The sequence below is a fragment of the Streptomyces sp. NPDC005017 genome, from assembly GCF_042873115.1.
In the GTDB taxonomy this organism is placed as follows: domain Bacteria; phylum Actinomycetota; class Actinomycetes; order Streptomycetales; family Streptomycetaceae; genus Streptomyces.
Window position 1 is genome coordinate 136299 of record NZ_JBIALD010000011.1, and the last position, 16507, is coordinate 152805.

Here is a 16507-nt window from a genome sequence, read left to right on the forward strand (position 1 = left end):
TGGGGGCTCAGCCCTCGTGCTGAAAGCGCACCGGCTCGCCGAGCACCGAGCGTGCGCCCTCGAAGTCGGCCAAGCGGGCCGCCACCGTGGCCACGGCGAGACGCTCCGGAAGGGCGGTGGAGAACTTCAGCCCGCGCACGGCCCGGCGGTCCACGTCGGGCAGGACGAGGTTCTCGCCGACACTCTCACGGGCCACGCGCCAGGCGGCCGGCGTGACGTTCTCGCGCAGGCGCAGCCAGCTGTCGGTGGGCCGTTGCAGGGGGTCGGTGACCGACTGGAGGGTGGCCGCCAGCGTGGCGTTGGCACGGTAGCCGGCCCAGGTCCACCAACGGACGTCGGCGCCGACCCGCGTGATCAACGTCCCGCCCGGGTGGACGGTGTCAGGCGCGTCGGATTCGCGCTGCTCGGCCAGACACGCCTCCGCCCGCCGGGTGAGGGAGACGGGTGGGTCGGTGCCGAGCAGCACCTCACGCATGGCACGCGTCAGGGCGTATGACAGTCCGGCGACGCCGCTATTCATCCACTTGGCGATACCGCCGCCATCGGCCGGTTCGACGAAGACGCGCTTGCGCAGCCAGTCGATGTAGGTGACCTGCCAGCTACGTCCACCGAGCAGCAAGCGCCTGGGGCCGGGGCGTTCCTCGGTGAGGACGCTCGGGTCGGTACGGCCGATCTCTGTACGCCCGGACAGCACGGTGAACTGCGGAGGAGCGGTGAAGGAGGCGGTGAGTTCGATGAAATGCCTTTTACCGAAGCGGCGTTCTGCCTCCGGGCCGACGAACAGCATCCCACCGTCGCTGTCGAGGAAGCCCTCCTCAGTAAGGAAACGCAGGATGGGAGCAGCGGACTTGTCGAAAGGTGCCAGCCCGTTCCATTGCCGGTCCCACAACTGATCGCCCAGCTTGTGCTGTTGCAAGGTGACGGCGAGCAGTTGCTGGGCCACCAGGTGTCGCGGCTCGGGCGGGGGGACGACCGGTTCCACCCAGCCCCGCGACCACAGCAGCAACAAGCCTGCCGCCTGCAGCAGCGTGTTCTTATGGGTGGTGAGGAACAGACAGTTCCGCACAGTCCCGGAACGGCGACCCGTACGGCCGATGCGCTGCAGGAACGAGGCGACGGAGGCCGGTGAGTCGATCTGGATGACGCGGTCGAGATCACCGACGTCGATGCCGAGTTCCAGGGTCGACGTGGAGACGATGACGCAGTCGCGCGCCTCGGCGAACGCCTGCTCGGAACGGGCGCGTTCGTCGACGGAGAGCGAGGCATGAGACAGGAAGACAGTCACCTCGCGCGCGCGGAGCGCCGCGCCCAGCTCCTCGACCTGGCGGCGCGAGTCGCAGAAGACGAGCCGCTTCTCACCTCTGTGCAGCGCCGCGATGAGCTTGGCCGCGTTGTCGAGGGAGCCGACGTAGTCGAGTTCCACTTCGCCCGCAGGTCCGCTGGACGGCTCGGGACATGCTTTCCCACCGAGTCCGCCGGCATCCATGGTCGGCAGGTGCACTCCTGGGGCTACCACCTGACCGGTGCGGTTGCCGACGCCCGCGCCTTGCAGCCAGTGCAGCAACTCGGCCGGGTTGCCCACGGTCGCCGAGAGCCCGACGCGCTGGATGGGCCGTCCGGTGACCCGCTCCAGCCGTTCGAGCACGGCGAGCAGGTGCCATCCCCGGTCGTCCCCGGCGAACGCGTGCACTTCGTCGACTACGACGGCCCGCACGCTCCCCAACAGGCGGGCCTGGTCGGTCTTGACGCCGATCAGCATCGCTTCGAGCGACTCGGGTGTGGTCAGCAGGATGTCCGGCGCCTCGGCCCGGATGCGCTGCCGTTGCGATTCCTTGGTGTCACCGTGCCAGAGCGCGGCGCGCCGCCCCAGCCATTGGGCGTAGGAGTCGACGCGGACGACCAGGTTGTTGAGAAGTGCCTTGAGCGGACACAGGTACAGCACGGAAGTGCCGGTCCACCGTTGCTCAGCCATCGCCGACAGCAGGGGGAAGCAGGCCGCCTCGGTCTTGCCGCCCGCCGTCGGCGCCAGAAGTACGGCGTCCTGTCCCTCCACGAGCGGCGTGATCGACGCCCGCTGCAGCGGGCGCAGATCGGGCCAGCCGAGGGTGTTGACGATGTGGTGCAGCACGACGGAGTCGAGTCGGTCGAGTACGTCGGCGTGCTGGTCACCCGGTGGCTTCTCGTCCGGGAGTCCCGCGTCCGCCATCAGAGCTCCAGGTCGATGTCGTCGGCCGACGCGGAGTCACCGGAGACCGTGGCGGCGAGATTCCGTTCCACATCGGTGAGTTCGTGGTCGGCGACGGTGAGCCGGTAGTGCTGTCGGGGGTCGAAGTCGTCGAACTGGTCCACCCGGTCGAGCACGTCCCCGACAAGCTTCTTCAGGAACAGCCGGGGGGCGACCCCGACCTTGCCGCCCAGCGCCCCGCCGACGGCCACCGCGAGGTCGGCGACATAAGCGTCGTCGACTACCTTGCGCACACGCTCGGGCATGTCCGCGGCATCGGCGTACAGGTCACGGATGGTGAGACCGAGCCCGACCAGGGACTCCTGATCGAAGCCGGGGAGTCTGATCTGCACGGCGCGCGGGTTGTCGAAGCGCGGATCGGTGGTGAAGTCGGTGGCCAGACGCTGAGCGAGCGGGGCCAGCCGCTGCACCCCCTGCTGGCCGTCGTAGAAGGCAGGGGTTCCTGTGATGACCAGATAGAGGCCGGGAAAGCGGCCCGAGTGCACCTCGTCGATGAGCTGTCGAAGGGCGTTGAGCGCCTTGTCACGGGCATCGGAGCGGACTCGCTGGAGTGTCTCCACCTCGTCCAGGACGACGAAGAGCCCGTTGTGCCCGGAGTCGCGCAGGACGGTGAGCAGTCCCTGAAGGAAGCCCAGCGCCCCGAAGTGGTCGAGGTCGCCGCGCACCCCGGCGGACCTGCGGGCGGAGGCGGCGACGTGCGGCTGGCCGCCGAGCCACGCCAGCACGGCGGCGGCGGTCGCCTCGTCGCCCTCGGCGAGGGCGGCACGGTAGCCGCGCAGCGCGGTGGCGAAGGAAGGGGCGTGCCGGGAGACCTCGGCGAGCCGAGCGACGAGCAGCTTCTCCACCTCGCCGGGCAGATCCGCCTCCGTCGCGCCGTCGGCGAGGGCGTCCTCCTCCAGGGCGTAGAACCAGGCGTCCACGACGGGGCGCAGCGCGCTGGGCGGGAAGCTCGAGGTGGTGAGGCGTTCGGTGAGCCGACGGTAGACGGTCTCCAGCTTGTGGAGTGGTGTCTCATTCTCGGAGATCTGAATCTCGGCCACCGCGAAGTTCCGGCGTTTGGCACGTTCCCCGAGCCAGCGCGTGAAGAACGTCTTGCCGGACCCGTACTCACCTCGCACGGCCTTGAACACGGACCCGCCGGACTCGACGGCGTCCAGTTCGGCGTCGAGGGCCGCCTCGAACCGGTCGAGTCCCGTGGCGAGCAGATCGAGCCCGCTCTCGGGTACGGCCCCGCGGCGCAGGGCGTCGACGACGGTACGGCGGCGGGCCGCGCTGACCTGCGCGGGGCGCCTGGATCCGATGGTGCTCACGAAAGCAGTCTTTCACCCCCTCGGGCATCGATGTACGAGAGCGGTACGTTCCGGGCGGCCCCATCGGTCACGCACGGCAGCTCCCGCGCGACGCCCCCAGTTCCGCGAACCGGTTGACGGTCGGCGGAACGCGCTGCTGGAATCACTCTCCGTACAGGCGGCACGGTGGAAAGTGGAGTCACATGGCGGCCCTCGACAACGTGAAACTGAAGGACGTCCTGGCGGACGTCGCCTCGGGTTCCTTACAACTGCCCGATTTCCAGCGGAACTGGAAGTGGGACGACGACCGGATCAGGGCGATCATCGCGACGGTCACGCTCGACTACCCGCTGGGTGTGGTGATGACGCTGCAGACCGGCGGCGCAACCCGGTTCCGATCACGCACTCTCACCGGTGCCCGGCCGGACGGGGATCCGGCGGCCGACCTGCTTCTGCTGGACGGGCAGCAACGCCTCACCTCGCTCTTCCAGGCATTGTGGCTGGACGCCCCGGTGGAGACCGCGGACGCCCGCGGCAAGCACATCCAGCGGTGGTACTACGTCGACATCGCGAAGGCGGTCGGGCCGTCCTCGGACCGTGACGAGGCCGTCGTGTCCGTCCCGGCGGACAAGGTCCTCCGCGCGGACTTCAACCGCACAGTGGTGCTGGATCTGAGCACCACGGAGGCCGAGTGCGCGGCCGGCCTCTTCCCACTGCACCTCGTTTTCGACGGTCCGCGGGTGAACGACTGGAAAAAGTCGTACATCAAGGCGGACGAGGACCGGAACTGGGACCTGTGGGGCCAGTTCGACGAGGCGGTCCTCCAGCAGGTCCGCGCCTTCCAGGTGCCGATGATCCGGCTGGCCGCCTCCACCTCCATGGACGCCGTCTGCGCGGTCTTCGAGCGGGTCAACACGGGCGGCGTGCCCCTGAACGTCTTCGAGCTGCTCACCGCGACCTACGCCGGGGACCGCGACTACGTGGAGCGGACCGGGGACTACTACCAGCTGCCCGAGGTGTGGCGGGAGATCAAGCAGGCGCTGGCCGCCAAGTACCCGGTCTTCGGACGCCTGGACAGCGGCCTCGAGAACGGGCTGAGCAGCATCGACTTCCTGCAGGCCATCGCTCTGGTGCGCACCTGGGAGCGGAAGCGGGACGGCGTCGGGACCACGGTGTCCTGCAAGCGCCGCGATCTGCTGGACCTTCCCCTGGAGGATTTCGTACGCCTGGCGCCGAAGCTCGCCGACGCCTTCGCCTGGGTGGGCGACTTCCTGGAACGGCAGTGCATCGTCCGGCCCAACGACCTGCCGTACAAGACGCAGCTCGTGCCGCTCGCGGCCGTCCGCGCCATCCTCGACACCGCGACGGACGGTCTCGGGGCGCAGGAGAAGGTCGAGCAGTGGTACTGGTGCGGGGTGCTCGGGGAGATGTACGGCGGCTCCACGGAGACCCGCTTCACCCGGGACGTGGAGCAACTCGTCCCGTGGATCGGGCAGGACGACCGGGCGCCCGAGACGGTCACGGAGGCGTTCTTCTTCGCCGACCGGCTCGACACCCTCACCACCCGCAACAGCGCCGCGTACAAGGGGATCTACGCCCTGCTGATCAGGCAGGGGGCGGTGGACTGGCACCACACGACCGCTCCGCTCAGTCCCGGCAGGCTGGACGAGTACAGCGTCGACGTACGGCAGATCTTCCCCAAGGCGTACTTCCGGCGGGGCGACAGCCACGGTCTGCCCACGAGTTCGATCGTCAACAAGACCCCCCTGTCCTACCGCGCCGCGATGGACATGACGGGTGCGCCGTCGTCGTACCTGTCCGCGATGATCGCCGCGTCCGACATGCGCCCCGAGTGGTTCGACGACGTGCTGACCACCCATCTGATCGATCCGGACACGTTGCGCGGGAACGACTACGAGCGCTTCTACCGTGACCGCTCCAAGCAGTTGCAGGAACTCGTGCACTCCGTCATGGGCAAGAGGACGATGCTCCGTGACCTGCCGGAGGACGACGCTCGATGACGACGAGGCCGCACGAGGGGGACGTCACCTCGCTCAAGGGCAGGGCCGTGTCGGTGCAGGAGATCCTCGACCTGTTCCAGGTCAGGGTCCGCGACCATCGCACGGTGCACCGGATCTCGCAGGCGCTGACGGACGCGGGGCTGACCACACTGCCGGACTTCGCCGTCTGCGGTCTGCGCAGCACCGTCGACGTCGTTCCGCTGGCGTCCGTTCCCTCGCAGGGCACACCCGTCGACCCGGACGACGAGACCGACGGGACGGACGAGGCACTGCCCTCACACTCCCTGCCGCAGCGGCTGCTGCTGGGCGACATTCCGTCGGCCCGGCGCGGACTGGTCTCCGTGGGTCCCGGCACGCCCCTGTCCCAGACGACGTTCCTCATGCGCACGAAGGGGCTCTCCCAGATTCCGGTGACCACCGGCATGGCCCAGGTGCACGGTGTCGTCACCTGGGGGTCCGTCGCCAAGATGTACGAGGCGGGGAAGCCGGCCACGCTCGACAACGCCATGGAGAAGGACTCGCTGCCCGTCCACGACGCCCGCCAGGAGTTCTTCGCCGCCCTCCCCGTCATCCGCGAGCACGGATACCTGCTCGTCCGCGGTGACGACGGCTGCCTCTCGGGCATCGTCACCGCCGCGGACGTCACCGACCGCTTCGAGGGTGCGGCGCGCCCCTTCTTCATCGTGGGCGAGATCGAGTCGCTGCTGCGCCGCTGCCTGGGCGCCGCCCTGGACACGGAGACCGTCAAGGCGGTCCAGACGAACAAGAAGCCGGAGCACCGCACCGGCCAGGTGTCGGACCTGATGTTCGGCGACTACCTGAGGCTCCTCGACGGCGACCAGACCAAGCAGTCCCTCGCCGAACGGGCCGACCGCAACTGGGCGGCACTGAAGTGGCCCAACATGCCCCGGGAACAGTTCATCGGCCTGCTGAAACGGGTGAAGGACATCCGTAACCGGATCGCCCACTTCGACGAGAAGCCGCTTCCGCAGGAGATGCTCGACGAGCTGACGACCTTCGCGAACGTGCTGCGGGCGTTCGCGCCGTGACGCAACGGATCGGGGCGCTCACCGAAGCGCCCCGAGCCGTGTCGCCGGTCAGCCCGCCCCGAGGGCGAACTGCTCGCGCAGCAACGCCTCGTGGAGCCTCACGGTGCGGCCGTCCGGCAGGGTCTCCAGAACCTGGACGCCGTCGTAGTTGAGGAGCTGCCGCAGGACGGCGGCGAAGCCGTCGCCCCGGGTCACCGGCATGCCGGCGCGCTGGGCGAGGGCGGTCACGGGCAGCGTGCCGCCCGCGTCCAGCAGGGCGGCGAGGGCCTTGTGCACCTGTTCCTGCTGCGGCTTGCGGGCGAGCCCGCCGAGCTGTGCCTGGTACGTCTCCGAATCGAGCAGTGCCGTCACCAGTACTTCGACGCGCGAGACGACGGTCGGGGTGAGCAGGGCGTCGTCCGCCCCGGCGGTCAGCGCGACGTCGAAGAGCGCGTCGTGCGTCCGGGCGACTTCCGCCTGGTCCTTCCTGGCCCTCCCCGCCGGCTTCTTGGCAGCGGGGCCCGCTGCGGCCGCCGGAGCGGCCGTGGGCTCGCTGCTCGGCCGTGTGGTGGCGGTCTCTTCCGGGGCCCACCACGGCGGCCGTTGGTCGCCCAGTTCCCGCCAGCCTTTCGGAGGTTCCGCGCCGAAGGGCAGGAAGGCGAGCACGGGGATGGTGACCTCGGCGAGGGAGGCCCCGCCGTGATAGCCGGCCTTGAGGGCGGTGTAGCGGGAGTCGGCGTCCCACAGCGCCACGATGGAAGCTCCCGGCTCGGGCCACACGACGCGCGGTCCGGTGAGGGCGATCTCCCGTTCGGCGAGCGGACCCGCCGAGGGCAGGCGGTGGCGTGCGGACGCGGGTTCGGCCGCGGTGTCGACCTTCGTGCCGTGCCGGTCGACGACGTGGCCGTGGTCGCTGGTCACGAGGACCGCCATGCCCTGGTCCGCCGCCACTCTCAGCAGGTCGCGCAGGCCGGGTACGTCATCGACCCGCCAGGCCCCGTCGCCGAGCTTCTGCTCCTTGGCGAGCCGGTCGTCGATGGCGTTGAGGACGACGGCGACATGGGTCCTGCCGTCGGCGAGCGCTTCGTCAAGCGCCGGGCCGAAGGTGTCGCCCGCGGTCTCGGTGCGCAGGTCGTCCTTGTGGAAGACGGCGGCCGGGGCTCCGCCCCACAGCTTCAGCGTGGGGAAGAGCCGCTTCTCGTCGGCCTGGGTCCCCTTCATCAGGGTGCCCGCGAAGAGCGAGGTGCGGGACACGGCCGTCACGGTGGGCAGGGCGGCTGCCATAGCCCGCCGCAGCGGCGCGCCCTCAACGGGGAGCGGGTCGAACTCCGCCCAGGAGCGGCGCAGTTCCTCACCGAGTTCGTTCGCTATGGCCGCACTCATGCCGTCGAGCACGAGCAACAGCACTCGGCGTTCCTCCCCGCGCGGGACGAGCGGTCCGACCACGCGGTCGAGGAAGGTCTCCACGGTGAGCATGCGGCCCGGCTGGGTACCGGCCTGCGTCCAGGAGGCCAGGTTCGCTGCGAAGGACGCGTCGATCTGCCGGCGGTGGTCCCTGACGCGGGCACCCAGCGTGTCGTAGGCGGCCTTCAGGACACTGTCCCGGTCGCCGCCCGCTTCGATGTGCTCCAGGGCGAGGTCCACCCAGCCGGTCTCGTCGACGTGCCGCTGTATGGCGTCGGCGACGGTGGGGGCGTCGGCGGGCGGATCGGTGGCCAGCCAGCGGGCGAGGCGCTCTGCCATGCGGGCCCGTTCGACGCGGGCCGACTCCTCGGGTTCCACGGCGAGCCGATGGTCCTGGAGGAGGCGTACGGCGTCCCCGACCGCGGGCGTGTCACCCGCCGTGAGGGCCTGGCCGACCGCGGTGAACCGGGCGTCGAGGCCACCGCGCAGGACGGGGCTCGCCGCGACGGCGTGTTCCGCGCCGAACTGGCGGGCCAGTACGGCCGCGCGGTCCAGCACGGTGCCGGTGGTGCGGCGTGCCTCGCGGGCCTGCTCGGCTTCGGTGCCGCCGGTGCGGTGTCCGGCCGCCAGCAGCGCGGTGACGTACTCCTCGGCGGTCTGCCCGAAGACGGTCACCAGGGCGTCGAGCTGTTCACCGAGTGCCGGGGGCCGGTCCCCGAAGTAGCGTTCGGCACGCCCCCGGGCCTGGTACGTCTCGGGGGCGGGGGCGGCGTGCTGCCACAGGGCCGTGCACACCAGGCCGAAGGCGGCGGCGTCCGCGCCGCGTTCGGCGTCGACGAGGGCGAGCAGGGCGCGTCCGGCGAGGCCCGCCTGGTCCTCCTCACCGAGGAAGGCGGCCAGTCCGGCGCGTTCGGGTCCGCGCAGGGCGAGGAACCGTTCGGGGGCGCCGGGCCTGGTCGACCAGTGCAGCAGGGCCCCGGCGTCGAGCCGGTCGTCGCCCGGGCGGCGCGGGCCGTCCTCGGTGTCGTAGCGGCCCAGGCGCAGGCGGCGCTGGGCGAGCGCGGTGAGGGCGTACTGGCGGGACAGCCAGCCGCCGGGAACGGCGGGCCAGCCGCCGGGCGGGGTGGCGTCGAGGAGCGCCTCGGCGGCCCAGTTGACGTCCTTGAGCCGGGGGTCGATCTGCCGGGCGCCGAACGCCTCGCGGACCACGTCCCAGCTGTCGACGGTGTCGATGCGCAGCTTGTGGACGCGGGCGAGGATCGCCGGGTCGAGCTCGCTCTGCTCCCGGTCGGTGAGGACGACCAGCACGGCGGGGCCGTGGCGGCGTCCCGCCAGATGGTCGAGGACGAGTTCGTGGACGGCCAGCGGTGAGGGCGCCGCCGCGACACCGGCCGTGCGGCCCTCGCCCCAGGCGGGTTCGGCCGGCCCGTCCCACTGGGGCGCGGACCGCAGCAGCACCACTCGGCGCCTGCCCCCGCCGTCACCGGTCAGGGAGGCGGCGAGGGAGGACTGCGAGGACAGGTACTGGGTGACGGTCGCGGTGTTCAGCCGGACGGCGCCCGGAGCGGCGGCGACGGTGTCCATCATTCGACGACCTTCCAGGTGATCTCGATGGTCGCGTCGGGGTGGCGGGCTGCCAGTTCGGACAGTTCCGCCTGGAGGTCAGCGGCGGCGCGCGCCACGGTCGTACGGCGGCCACCGGCCGTTCGCGCGGAGCCGCTGCCGGAGGAAGCCGGGGCGACGGGCTCCTGCGGGGTGTACGGAATGCGCGGGTCGCTGGTCGGTGTGTTCAGCGACAGGTCGTCGGCCGTGGGCTGCGGCGCGACGGGCGCGGGCGGCGGGACGGCGGCGGCCTGGGCGCGCTTCACCAGGGCGACGACCTCGCGCTGAGTGCGGGCCAGGGCGTCCCGCAGGTCCGCGGTGCGCTGGTCGTCACGGGCGACGTTGCGCAGCGAGTCGAGCAGCGCCGCGCCCTCGGGGCCGAGTCCGGCAGCGAGTTCGAGGGTGCTCCAGGGGGCGGAGGCGACGGCTTCCGCGACACCGCGGGCCTGCTTGATGGAGGTCCCGTACCGGTCGGCACTGGTCTCGCCCAGGTCGAAGGAGGCGAGGGCCTCCACGGTCTTCTTCGCCCCGGCCGCGCCCTTGCCGGCCTCCGCCGTGAGCGCGTCCAGCAGCTGCAGGGAGCGGCGGGCGAGGGCGAGGCGTCCGGTGTCGGCGGTCTGGTCGAGGCCGAGGAAGGAGGCGTGGGCCTCCAGTTGGTGCACCAGGTCGGCCGCGTGGTCGCGGTACGTGCGGGCCGCCTCGATGATCTGGCGGGCGAACTGGTTGACCATCCGGCCGCGCCGCAGGGCCGGCGGCTTCGCCCCGAAGATCGTCTCGAAGCGCTGCCGTGCGGTGTCCCAGTCCGCCTCTGTGGGCAGCGGCTGACTGCGCAGGGCGTCGTGGTCCTTGATCGCGGACAGTTCGGGCGCGGGGTCGAGGACGGTGCCGCCGCGCACCCACACCCGGTCGTCCATCTCGGCGAACGCGGCGACGACGAGCCGGGCGAGGAAGTCGGGCAGGCCGCGCGGGTCGGGCTTGTCCGTCCAGTCGGTCAGCGTGATCAGGGACAGGTCCCCGGTGACGCCCTGGGCGCTGGCGAGCTGGCGGAAGTGGTCGGCCCAGTAGCGGGACAGCTCGAAGTACGCCTCCTTCTGCTGCCCGAGGCGCAGGGGCCCCGCGATCCGCTGCATGAGTTTGCGGTCGGCGGCCGGGACCTCCACCCGCCCGTCACGCGCCTCGGCGGCGGCCCGGACGTGCGTGAACACCTTCTTGGTGTCGGCGGCCTTGACGGCGACACCGCTCCCGTCGGGGTCGAGGTCGGGGTGCGCCGGGTACTGGTGGGCGAGCAGCTTGCCCGCGACGTGCCGGATGCCGTCGTGCAGGCTCTGCCCGAAGGCCAGGGTGAGGCCGTCCACGTCGGGCAGCGGGACGAGGTGGTCCTCGAAGTCGGGCACGACGTCGGCCGGCTGCTTCTGAGCGAGCCCGTATGCCTGCTTGAAGGCACCCTTGACCTGCTTGAGCAGAGCCTCGCGCTGTGTTTCGAGGAGCCCCTTGGCGCGGCTGCGGTTGTCGGCGTTGAGGTGGCCGGCGTACTGGGTGTCGAAGCGGTGCTCGTCGGCGAGGGCCTTGTCGATGACGACGAGCCGCCGGAAGTCGGCGAAGCGCTGGGCGGACAGGTGCGCGGGCAGCCAGGCGACGACACGGGACCGCTCGCCCTGCTGGCGCTCGCGCAGCCGCTGGATGCGGTTGACGTCGTCGACCGGGCCCCACTCGCCCTCGTCGAAGGGGAGGTCCATGGCGATCCGCCAGCGGCCGTCCTCCTGCGGCATCAGGTCGTGGTCGGGCAGCTCGTCCTCGTCGGCGACGTTGCCGAACACGATCTCGGCGGTACGGGAGGTGCCGCGCCACACGAAGCCGAGCTGGTCGCTCAACTGCCCGTGCTCGACGCCCAGTTCCTCGGACAGCAGGCGTCGGGCGAGGGCGACCCGGTTGCCGGGGTTGTCGTTGACCTGGGCGTTGGCGATGACGGAGTCGACGTCGACGCCGGACAGCTCCAGCCGTACGCCGGGGTTGGCGTCGGTGCCGGTCTCCTTGATCTCGGGGAACCTGGCCGCCCACTCGGCGACCTTGTTCTTGATGATGCCGACTTCGGCGCCCGGGATGGGCGCGAGGACCGACCCGTGGTTCAGCGCGCCGAGCCGCCGGATGGTCAGCTCGGCCAGCGCGGGCACGCTGGGCGCGAGCGCCGACAGCAGCAGGGTGCACACGAGCCGGTTGTCGCCGACGAACATCCGGCAGCGGTTGGCGCGCTGCGGGTCGGTGACCGTCTCGGGGCTGGTGCGGTACTGCCTGACGTCGTCCTCGGTGATGTCGTACGAGCTGAGGAGGTAGGGCCGCAGCTTGGTCCTGTAGAGCTTGTCGGCGGCCTCGAAGACGACCTTCAGGCTGTCGGTGAACGGCTTGTCGCCGCCCTCCGCGATCACCGGGTAGAGGTCGCCGACGGGGACGAGCTGACCGAGCCGGATCTCGTCGCGGTGGTCGGCGAGCAGCTGGCCCATCAGCTTCAGACCGGTACGGGAGCGCTGCAGCGCGGACGAGATGTGGACGAGGGTGTCCATGAACGCCGGCGAGAAGGGGTACGTCAGCCGGAACGACTCCGCGTCCGCGCCGGTCGTGCCCTTGTCCGAGCCGAGGAGGGTGTCCCAGACCTGGGTGCCGACCCGCCTGGTCTGCTCGAAGGCCGCGTCGACGAGCCGCTCCGCGTCGGCGTCCTTCGGCTTGAGGATGCGGGCGTGGGCGATCTGCGGGAGGTTGCGGTCCTCCAGGGTGATCTGGTCGAAGCGGCCGGAGGCCAGGTTCAGGGTGTCCTGGATGGAGGCCTCCGCCGCGCCGGACACCTCCTCGCCGACGAGTTCGCGCAGGTCGCGCTGGCGGGCGATGAACGACACGACGGGGATGGCGCGGCGGGAGTCGCCGCCCTCCACGAAGTTCGTGATCTTGCCGGCCTCGCGGGCCACGAACTTCTGGTCGTGGATGAGGGTGGCGAGCCAGAGGATCAGCTCGTCCATGAACAGGATCAGTCCGTCGTAGCCGAGCGACTTGGCGTGCTCGGCGATGACGGACAGACCGGCGTCCAGGGAGATGAAGCCGTGTTCGTCCTCGGCGGCGTTCTGGGCGAAGCCGGGGAAGAGGTTGGTGCTCGCGTCGTTGACCAGCTTGGCGCGCAGCTCGGCCGGGGTGGAGGGGTTGCGCAGGTCGAGCGGGGTGCCGCCCTCGTGGTCCTCCTCGGCGGCGAGGGCGGTGTCCAGGAGCTGCGGGGTCCAGGCGAAGCCCTCGCCCCACTCGTCCGTCTCGTCGTCGTCCGCGTCGCCGCCGCCCAGGCCGCGGATGACCGCCTCGTCGCCGTAGGTGGCGCGGTTGGCCCGGATGTCGGCGAAGAGGGAGTCGGTCCGGTACACCTGCGGGGTCGGGGCGTCCGGGTGCAGCTTCTTGACGTGCGTGACGTACCTGCCGAGCACCCGCTGCTCGAGGGCCTTCGCACCGAGCATGTGGTACGGCACGAGCAGGAACTTCTTGCCGTCCGTGGTCAGCCACTCGTGCTTGGTCAGCACCGGGTCGAACTCGGTACGGGCGCGGGCCGTCGGGTCGCCGCTGAGCAGGGCGTACAGCACCGCCATGAAGTGCGACTTGCCGGAACCGAACGAGCCGTGCAGGTAGGCCGCCTTGGAGCGGTGCCCGTCGAGCGAGGACTTGATGAGCGCCAGCGCCTCGTCGAAGTTCTCCAGCAGCCGCTCGGTGACGACGTAGTCCTTGAGCGCGTTCCGGGCGCCCTCGGGTGTCGTCGCCTCGGCGAGCGACAGCACGAAGTCGGAGGTGGAGATCTTCTTCTTGATGTCGATGACATCGCGGAGGAGGGGCGGCTGGGCCATTACCGGTCTCGCTCTCCTTCTGGCGGCCTAGGCCGCCTCTCGTACTCGATCGTATGGAGATGTCTGCTGCTGGTTGGCTGCCTGATCAGACCCTCGGTATGGTCGATGGTATGGCAACCAAGAAGTACACCGTGACGCTTCCCGAGGAGCTCGCCGAGGCCATCCGGGCCGAGGTCGGCCCCGGCGGCTTCAGCCGCTATGTCACGCACGCCATAGAGCGCCAGCGGGAGCGTGAGCGGTTGCACGAGGCGGTGGGGTGGTGGGAGTCCGAGTACGGGGAGATCACCGAGGCGGAACTGGCCGAGGTCGAGGCCGAGCACCGCGACCTGGAACGGCAGCACGCCGAGCGAGCCGGCGCCTCCGAGACCGGTGAGCAGCCGCACGGGCCGAAGCGGGATGCCGCGTGACCGGAAACCGGGTCTACGTACTCGACAGCGAAGGGCTTTCGCAGTGGGTGCGCGGCGAGCGTCGCATGGGCGCCTACCTGAAGCACGCCGACGATGCGGGTATCCCGGTCGTCACCACCTCGATGACTCTCGTCGAGGCATACGACCCCACGCGCCACCTCCCCAAATGGCACTGGGCGCTCTCCAAGATCCGCGTCGAGCCGGTGACGGAGGAGATCGCCAAGGAGGCGACCGGCCTCCTGAAGGAGACGGGCCTGCACGGCCACAAGTACGCCATCGACGCGGCCCTCGCCGCCGTCGCCCTGCGGCAGCCCGGCCCGGTCACCGTGTTCACGTCCGACGAGGACGACATGCGCAAGCTGTGCGCCGACCGCGTGCTGGTCGTCAAGCTCTGAGCCGGACACGGCCCGTCCCCCTTCGCACCGGGTAGGCGGCGATACCCACGACGTGCCAATCCTACGGACGTCCGGACGCCGTCCTCCGCCGGTTCTTGCGGTTGTTCTGCCCGATACGGGTAGGACACCGGCGGTAGCGTCCGAGAACCGGGTTGGTGAACAGGCATGGCGGGAGGGGTTCCGTGGCGGAGTTGGTCACGCGGGAGACTGTCGAAGTGATGGTGGACTTCTACGGGTTCGCGCTCCAGGACGAAGACGACATGGAGGTTCCCGTCCCGTTTCCCGAGGAACGGGACGAGACCCGGCAGCGCCCCTTTCTGACGGTCTTCGACGGGCGACTGGACTTCGAGAGCGCCGGGCACACCCACGAGGCCACGCTCGTCTTCGAGGTATGGACAGGCGAGCCCCTTCCCGACGGAAGCGAAAGATGGGAGGCCCAGGGCGAGGCCGCGATCCACTCCACCAGCGGGGCGCTGACGGTGGAGACGATGTCGGGCGTCGGAGGCGGCCGCCTCGAGCTCGGGGCGGCCAAGGCGACCTGGAAGGTCCGGGCGTACTGTTCGGGCCGGGCCGAGGTGGCTCGCCGGGCCCCGGTCGAGGTGCCGGAGGGCGTGGAGCGCTACCTGGTGCAGTGCTGGCCCGCCGACGCGTGAAAGTCTGCCGCCCGGCGGGGCGGAGCGGGCAGTTCCGCCCCGCCCGCCGGGTGTCCTAGGTCATGAGATCGAGACGAGATACGCGTCCAGCTCAGCCCTCCCCTCGTACCCGTCCAGGATCCGGTTCCGGTCCATGAAGACCTTCAGGATGTTGCCGGCGGCACCGTTGTCGGTCTTGGGCAGCGGCCTGGCGGAGAAGTTGTCCTTCGGCTTGGCCGGCTCGTACGTGCTCTGCGCGGCGCCTTCGTAGGTACTGGCGAACGGGTACTCGTCGCACTCGTGCGGCACACCAGGGACGCTGGTGGCGTAGTTGGGGCCCCAGTACCTGACGCAGGTCGCGACGGCGGCGCTGCGGTTGGCTTTGTACCGCCTGGCGTCGTGCTGGAGGCGGTGCAGCGGCCGGTTCAGGTCGAACCCCGGCACGCGCTTGTTCGCGTTCACCGGCTTCGTCACCCCGGGCTTGGTATGTGCGTCCTTCAGGTGCAGCGCGACCGCGCGCTCGGGAGCGCCGGCCTTCGAGCTGTAGGGCAGGGTTGGGACCAGCGGCAGCGCCGCTCCGCCCTTCTTCTTCGGGTTGCCCCCACCGGTCTTGTTGAACAAGTACCCTGCGGCGTCCCACCGGCCCACCAACAGGCCGACACTGACGCGCTCGGTGTCCGGCGATACGTACGGTGCGGGGAAGCTCAGTTGGACGAACGGCTCGTAGGCCATGTTCACCACGTCGTCCCGGCCCGTACCTTGCCCTGCCTCCACCAGCACCGTGTGCTTGTACTCCGGCTTGTTCTTGAGCTGGTCGAAGCTCAGCGTCGGCGGAACGCTTCCGCCGTACCGCTTGCGCGCCGATCCGGGCCACATCTTCACGTCACCGTCGGTGTTGACCTTGAGTCCGCTGGTCTTCGTGGTACCCGACTTGCGGAAGTCGCTGAACAGATACTGCACGCGGATCGTCCGGTCCGCCTTCTTCGGCACCGTCTCGATCACCAGCAGCCGGAACGTGCTCTGTCCCACCGGGCGGCCACGGTGCGCCCAGGTCTGCACGAACTGCATCCCCGCGCACATGGCGTACCGGGACTTGACCGCGAACAAGCGGCCTTCTTGAAGCCCCTTCCAACACTCGTCCTTGGTCATGGACCGCGACGGCTCAGGGTATGTCGCCGCGAGAGGCACGCGACCGGCCATCTCGTCCGACATCCCCGACGGCCGGGAAGCCTTGCGCAACCCCGACCCGGCGGGCAGGACGGCCTCACGCGGCAGTTGACCGGCAGCGGTATCCTTGTCCCGCACAGCGAGCGCGGCCTTCCAACCGGCCCCCGACCGCTGCAGCGCCTCGAGCGTCGGCGCGGACGCCCCCACGGGAAGCGTCGTGGTCAACACCTCCATTTCGCTGCCACCCTGAGCGGCGGCCACGGCTCCGGGCGGTGACACGAGCGCCAGCACTCCAGTGACGGCTAACGCCGCCCCCGCCGCTTTCCGCCTGACATGGCGTTCACGTATCCAAGACATGCCGATCCCCCTCGAGTTGCGTGCCGAGCCGACGCCCGGCATGAACCCCTTCGTTCTATCGGGAAATCGAACATGTGTGATCAAATCGGCT

General features: G+C 70.4%; 10 protein-coding genes. 5 read left to right on the top strand and 5 right to left on the bottom strand.

What is annotated here, in order from left to right; translation table 11 throughout:
- Positions 1-7 precede the first annotated feature (7 nt).
- A complete protein-coding gene (locus ACFYR0_RS18795) occupies positions 8-2206 on the bottom strand; it encodes a DEAD/DEAH box helicase (protein WP_389328794.1) in 2199 nt (732 codons plus the stop codon).
- Positions 2206-3555 (bottom strand): BREX system ATP-binding protein BrxD, encoded by a 1350-nt coding sequence (gene brxD / locus ACFYR0_RS18800; RefSeq protein WP_389328797.1) that lies wholly within the window; start codon positions 3553-3555, stop codon positions 2206-2208. Before brxD ends, ACFYR0_RS18795 begins: the two co-directional genes overlap by 1 nt.
- Positions 3556-3737: 182 nt before the next feature.
- Here brxD and ACFYR0_RS18805 point away from each other — a divergent pair, with 182 nt between their 5' ends.
- Entirely contained in the window at positions 3738-5555 is a 1818-nt protein-coding gene (locus ACFYR0_RS18805) for a DUF262 domain-containing protein (protein ID WP_389328800.1), read from the top strand.
- Entirely contained in the window at positions 5552-6604 is a 1053-nt protein-coding gene (locus tag ACFYR0_RS18810; protein WP_389328803.1) for a CBS domain-containing protein, read from the top strand. The genes ACFYR0_RS18805 and ACFYR0_RS18810 overlap by 4 nt, the downstream gene beginning before the upstream one ends.
- A 48-nt stretch (positions 6605-6652) precedes the next feature.
- On the opposite strand, the gene pglZ is transcribed toward ACFYR0_RS18810, so the two are convergent.
- Complete coding sequence (gene pglZ, locus ACFYR0_RS18815) at positions 6653-9574, bottom strand: BREX-2 system phosphatase PglZ (RefSeq protein WP_389328806.1); 2922 nt, start codon at positions 9572-9574, stop codon at positions 6653-6655.
- Positions 9571-13458 carry a phage resistance protein gene (locus ACFYR0_RS18820; RefSeq protein WP_389328809.1) on the bottom strand — a complete coding sequence of 1296 codons (3888 nt, stop codon included), beginning with the start codon at positions 13456-13458 and terminating at the stop codon, positions 9571-9573. Before ACFYR0_RS18820 ends, pglZ begins: the two co-directional genes overlap by 4 nt.
- Positions 13459-13568: 110 nt before the next feature.
- On the opposite strand from ACFYR0_RS18820, the gene ACFYR0_RS18825 reads away from it, so the two are divergent.
- The 3 genes from ACFYR0_RS18825 to ACFYR0_RS18835 all read left to right on the top strand — a co-directional run bounded on the left by ACFYR0_RS18825 (position 13569) and on the right by ACFYR0_RS18835 (position 14913).
- Positions 13569-13865: a hypothetical protein gene (locus ACFYR0_RS18825; protein WP_359566255.1), complete on the top strand. Its 297-nt coding sequence runs from the start codon at positions 13569-13571 to the stop codon at positions 13863-13865.
- Positions 13862-14260, top strand: coding sequence for a PIN domain-containing protein (locus ACFYR0_RS18830; RefSeq protein WP_389328813.1), 399 nt, complete (start codon positions 13862-13864; stop codon positions 14258-14260). Before ACFYR0_RS18825 ends, ACFYR0_RS18830 begins: the two co-directional genes overlap by 4 nt.
- 182 nt (positions 14261-14442) lie before the next feature.
- Positions 14443-14913 (top strand): hypothetical protein, encoded by a 471-nt coding sequence (locus tag ACFYR0_RS18835; protein WP_389328816.1) that lies wholly within the window; start codon positions 14443-14445, stop codon positions 14911-14913.
- Between the two features lie 60 nt (positions 14914-14973).
- On the opposite strand, the gene ACFYR0_RS18840 is transcribed toward ACFYR0_RS18835, so the two are convergent.
- A complete protein-coding gene (locus ACFYR0_RS18840) occupies positions 14974-16350 on the bottom strand; it encodes a hypothetical protein (protein ID WP_389328819.1) in 1377 nt (458 codons plus the stop codon).
- Positions 16351-16507 lie beyond the last annotated feature (157 nt).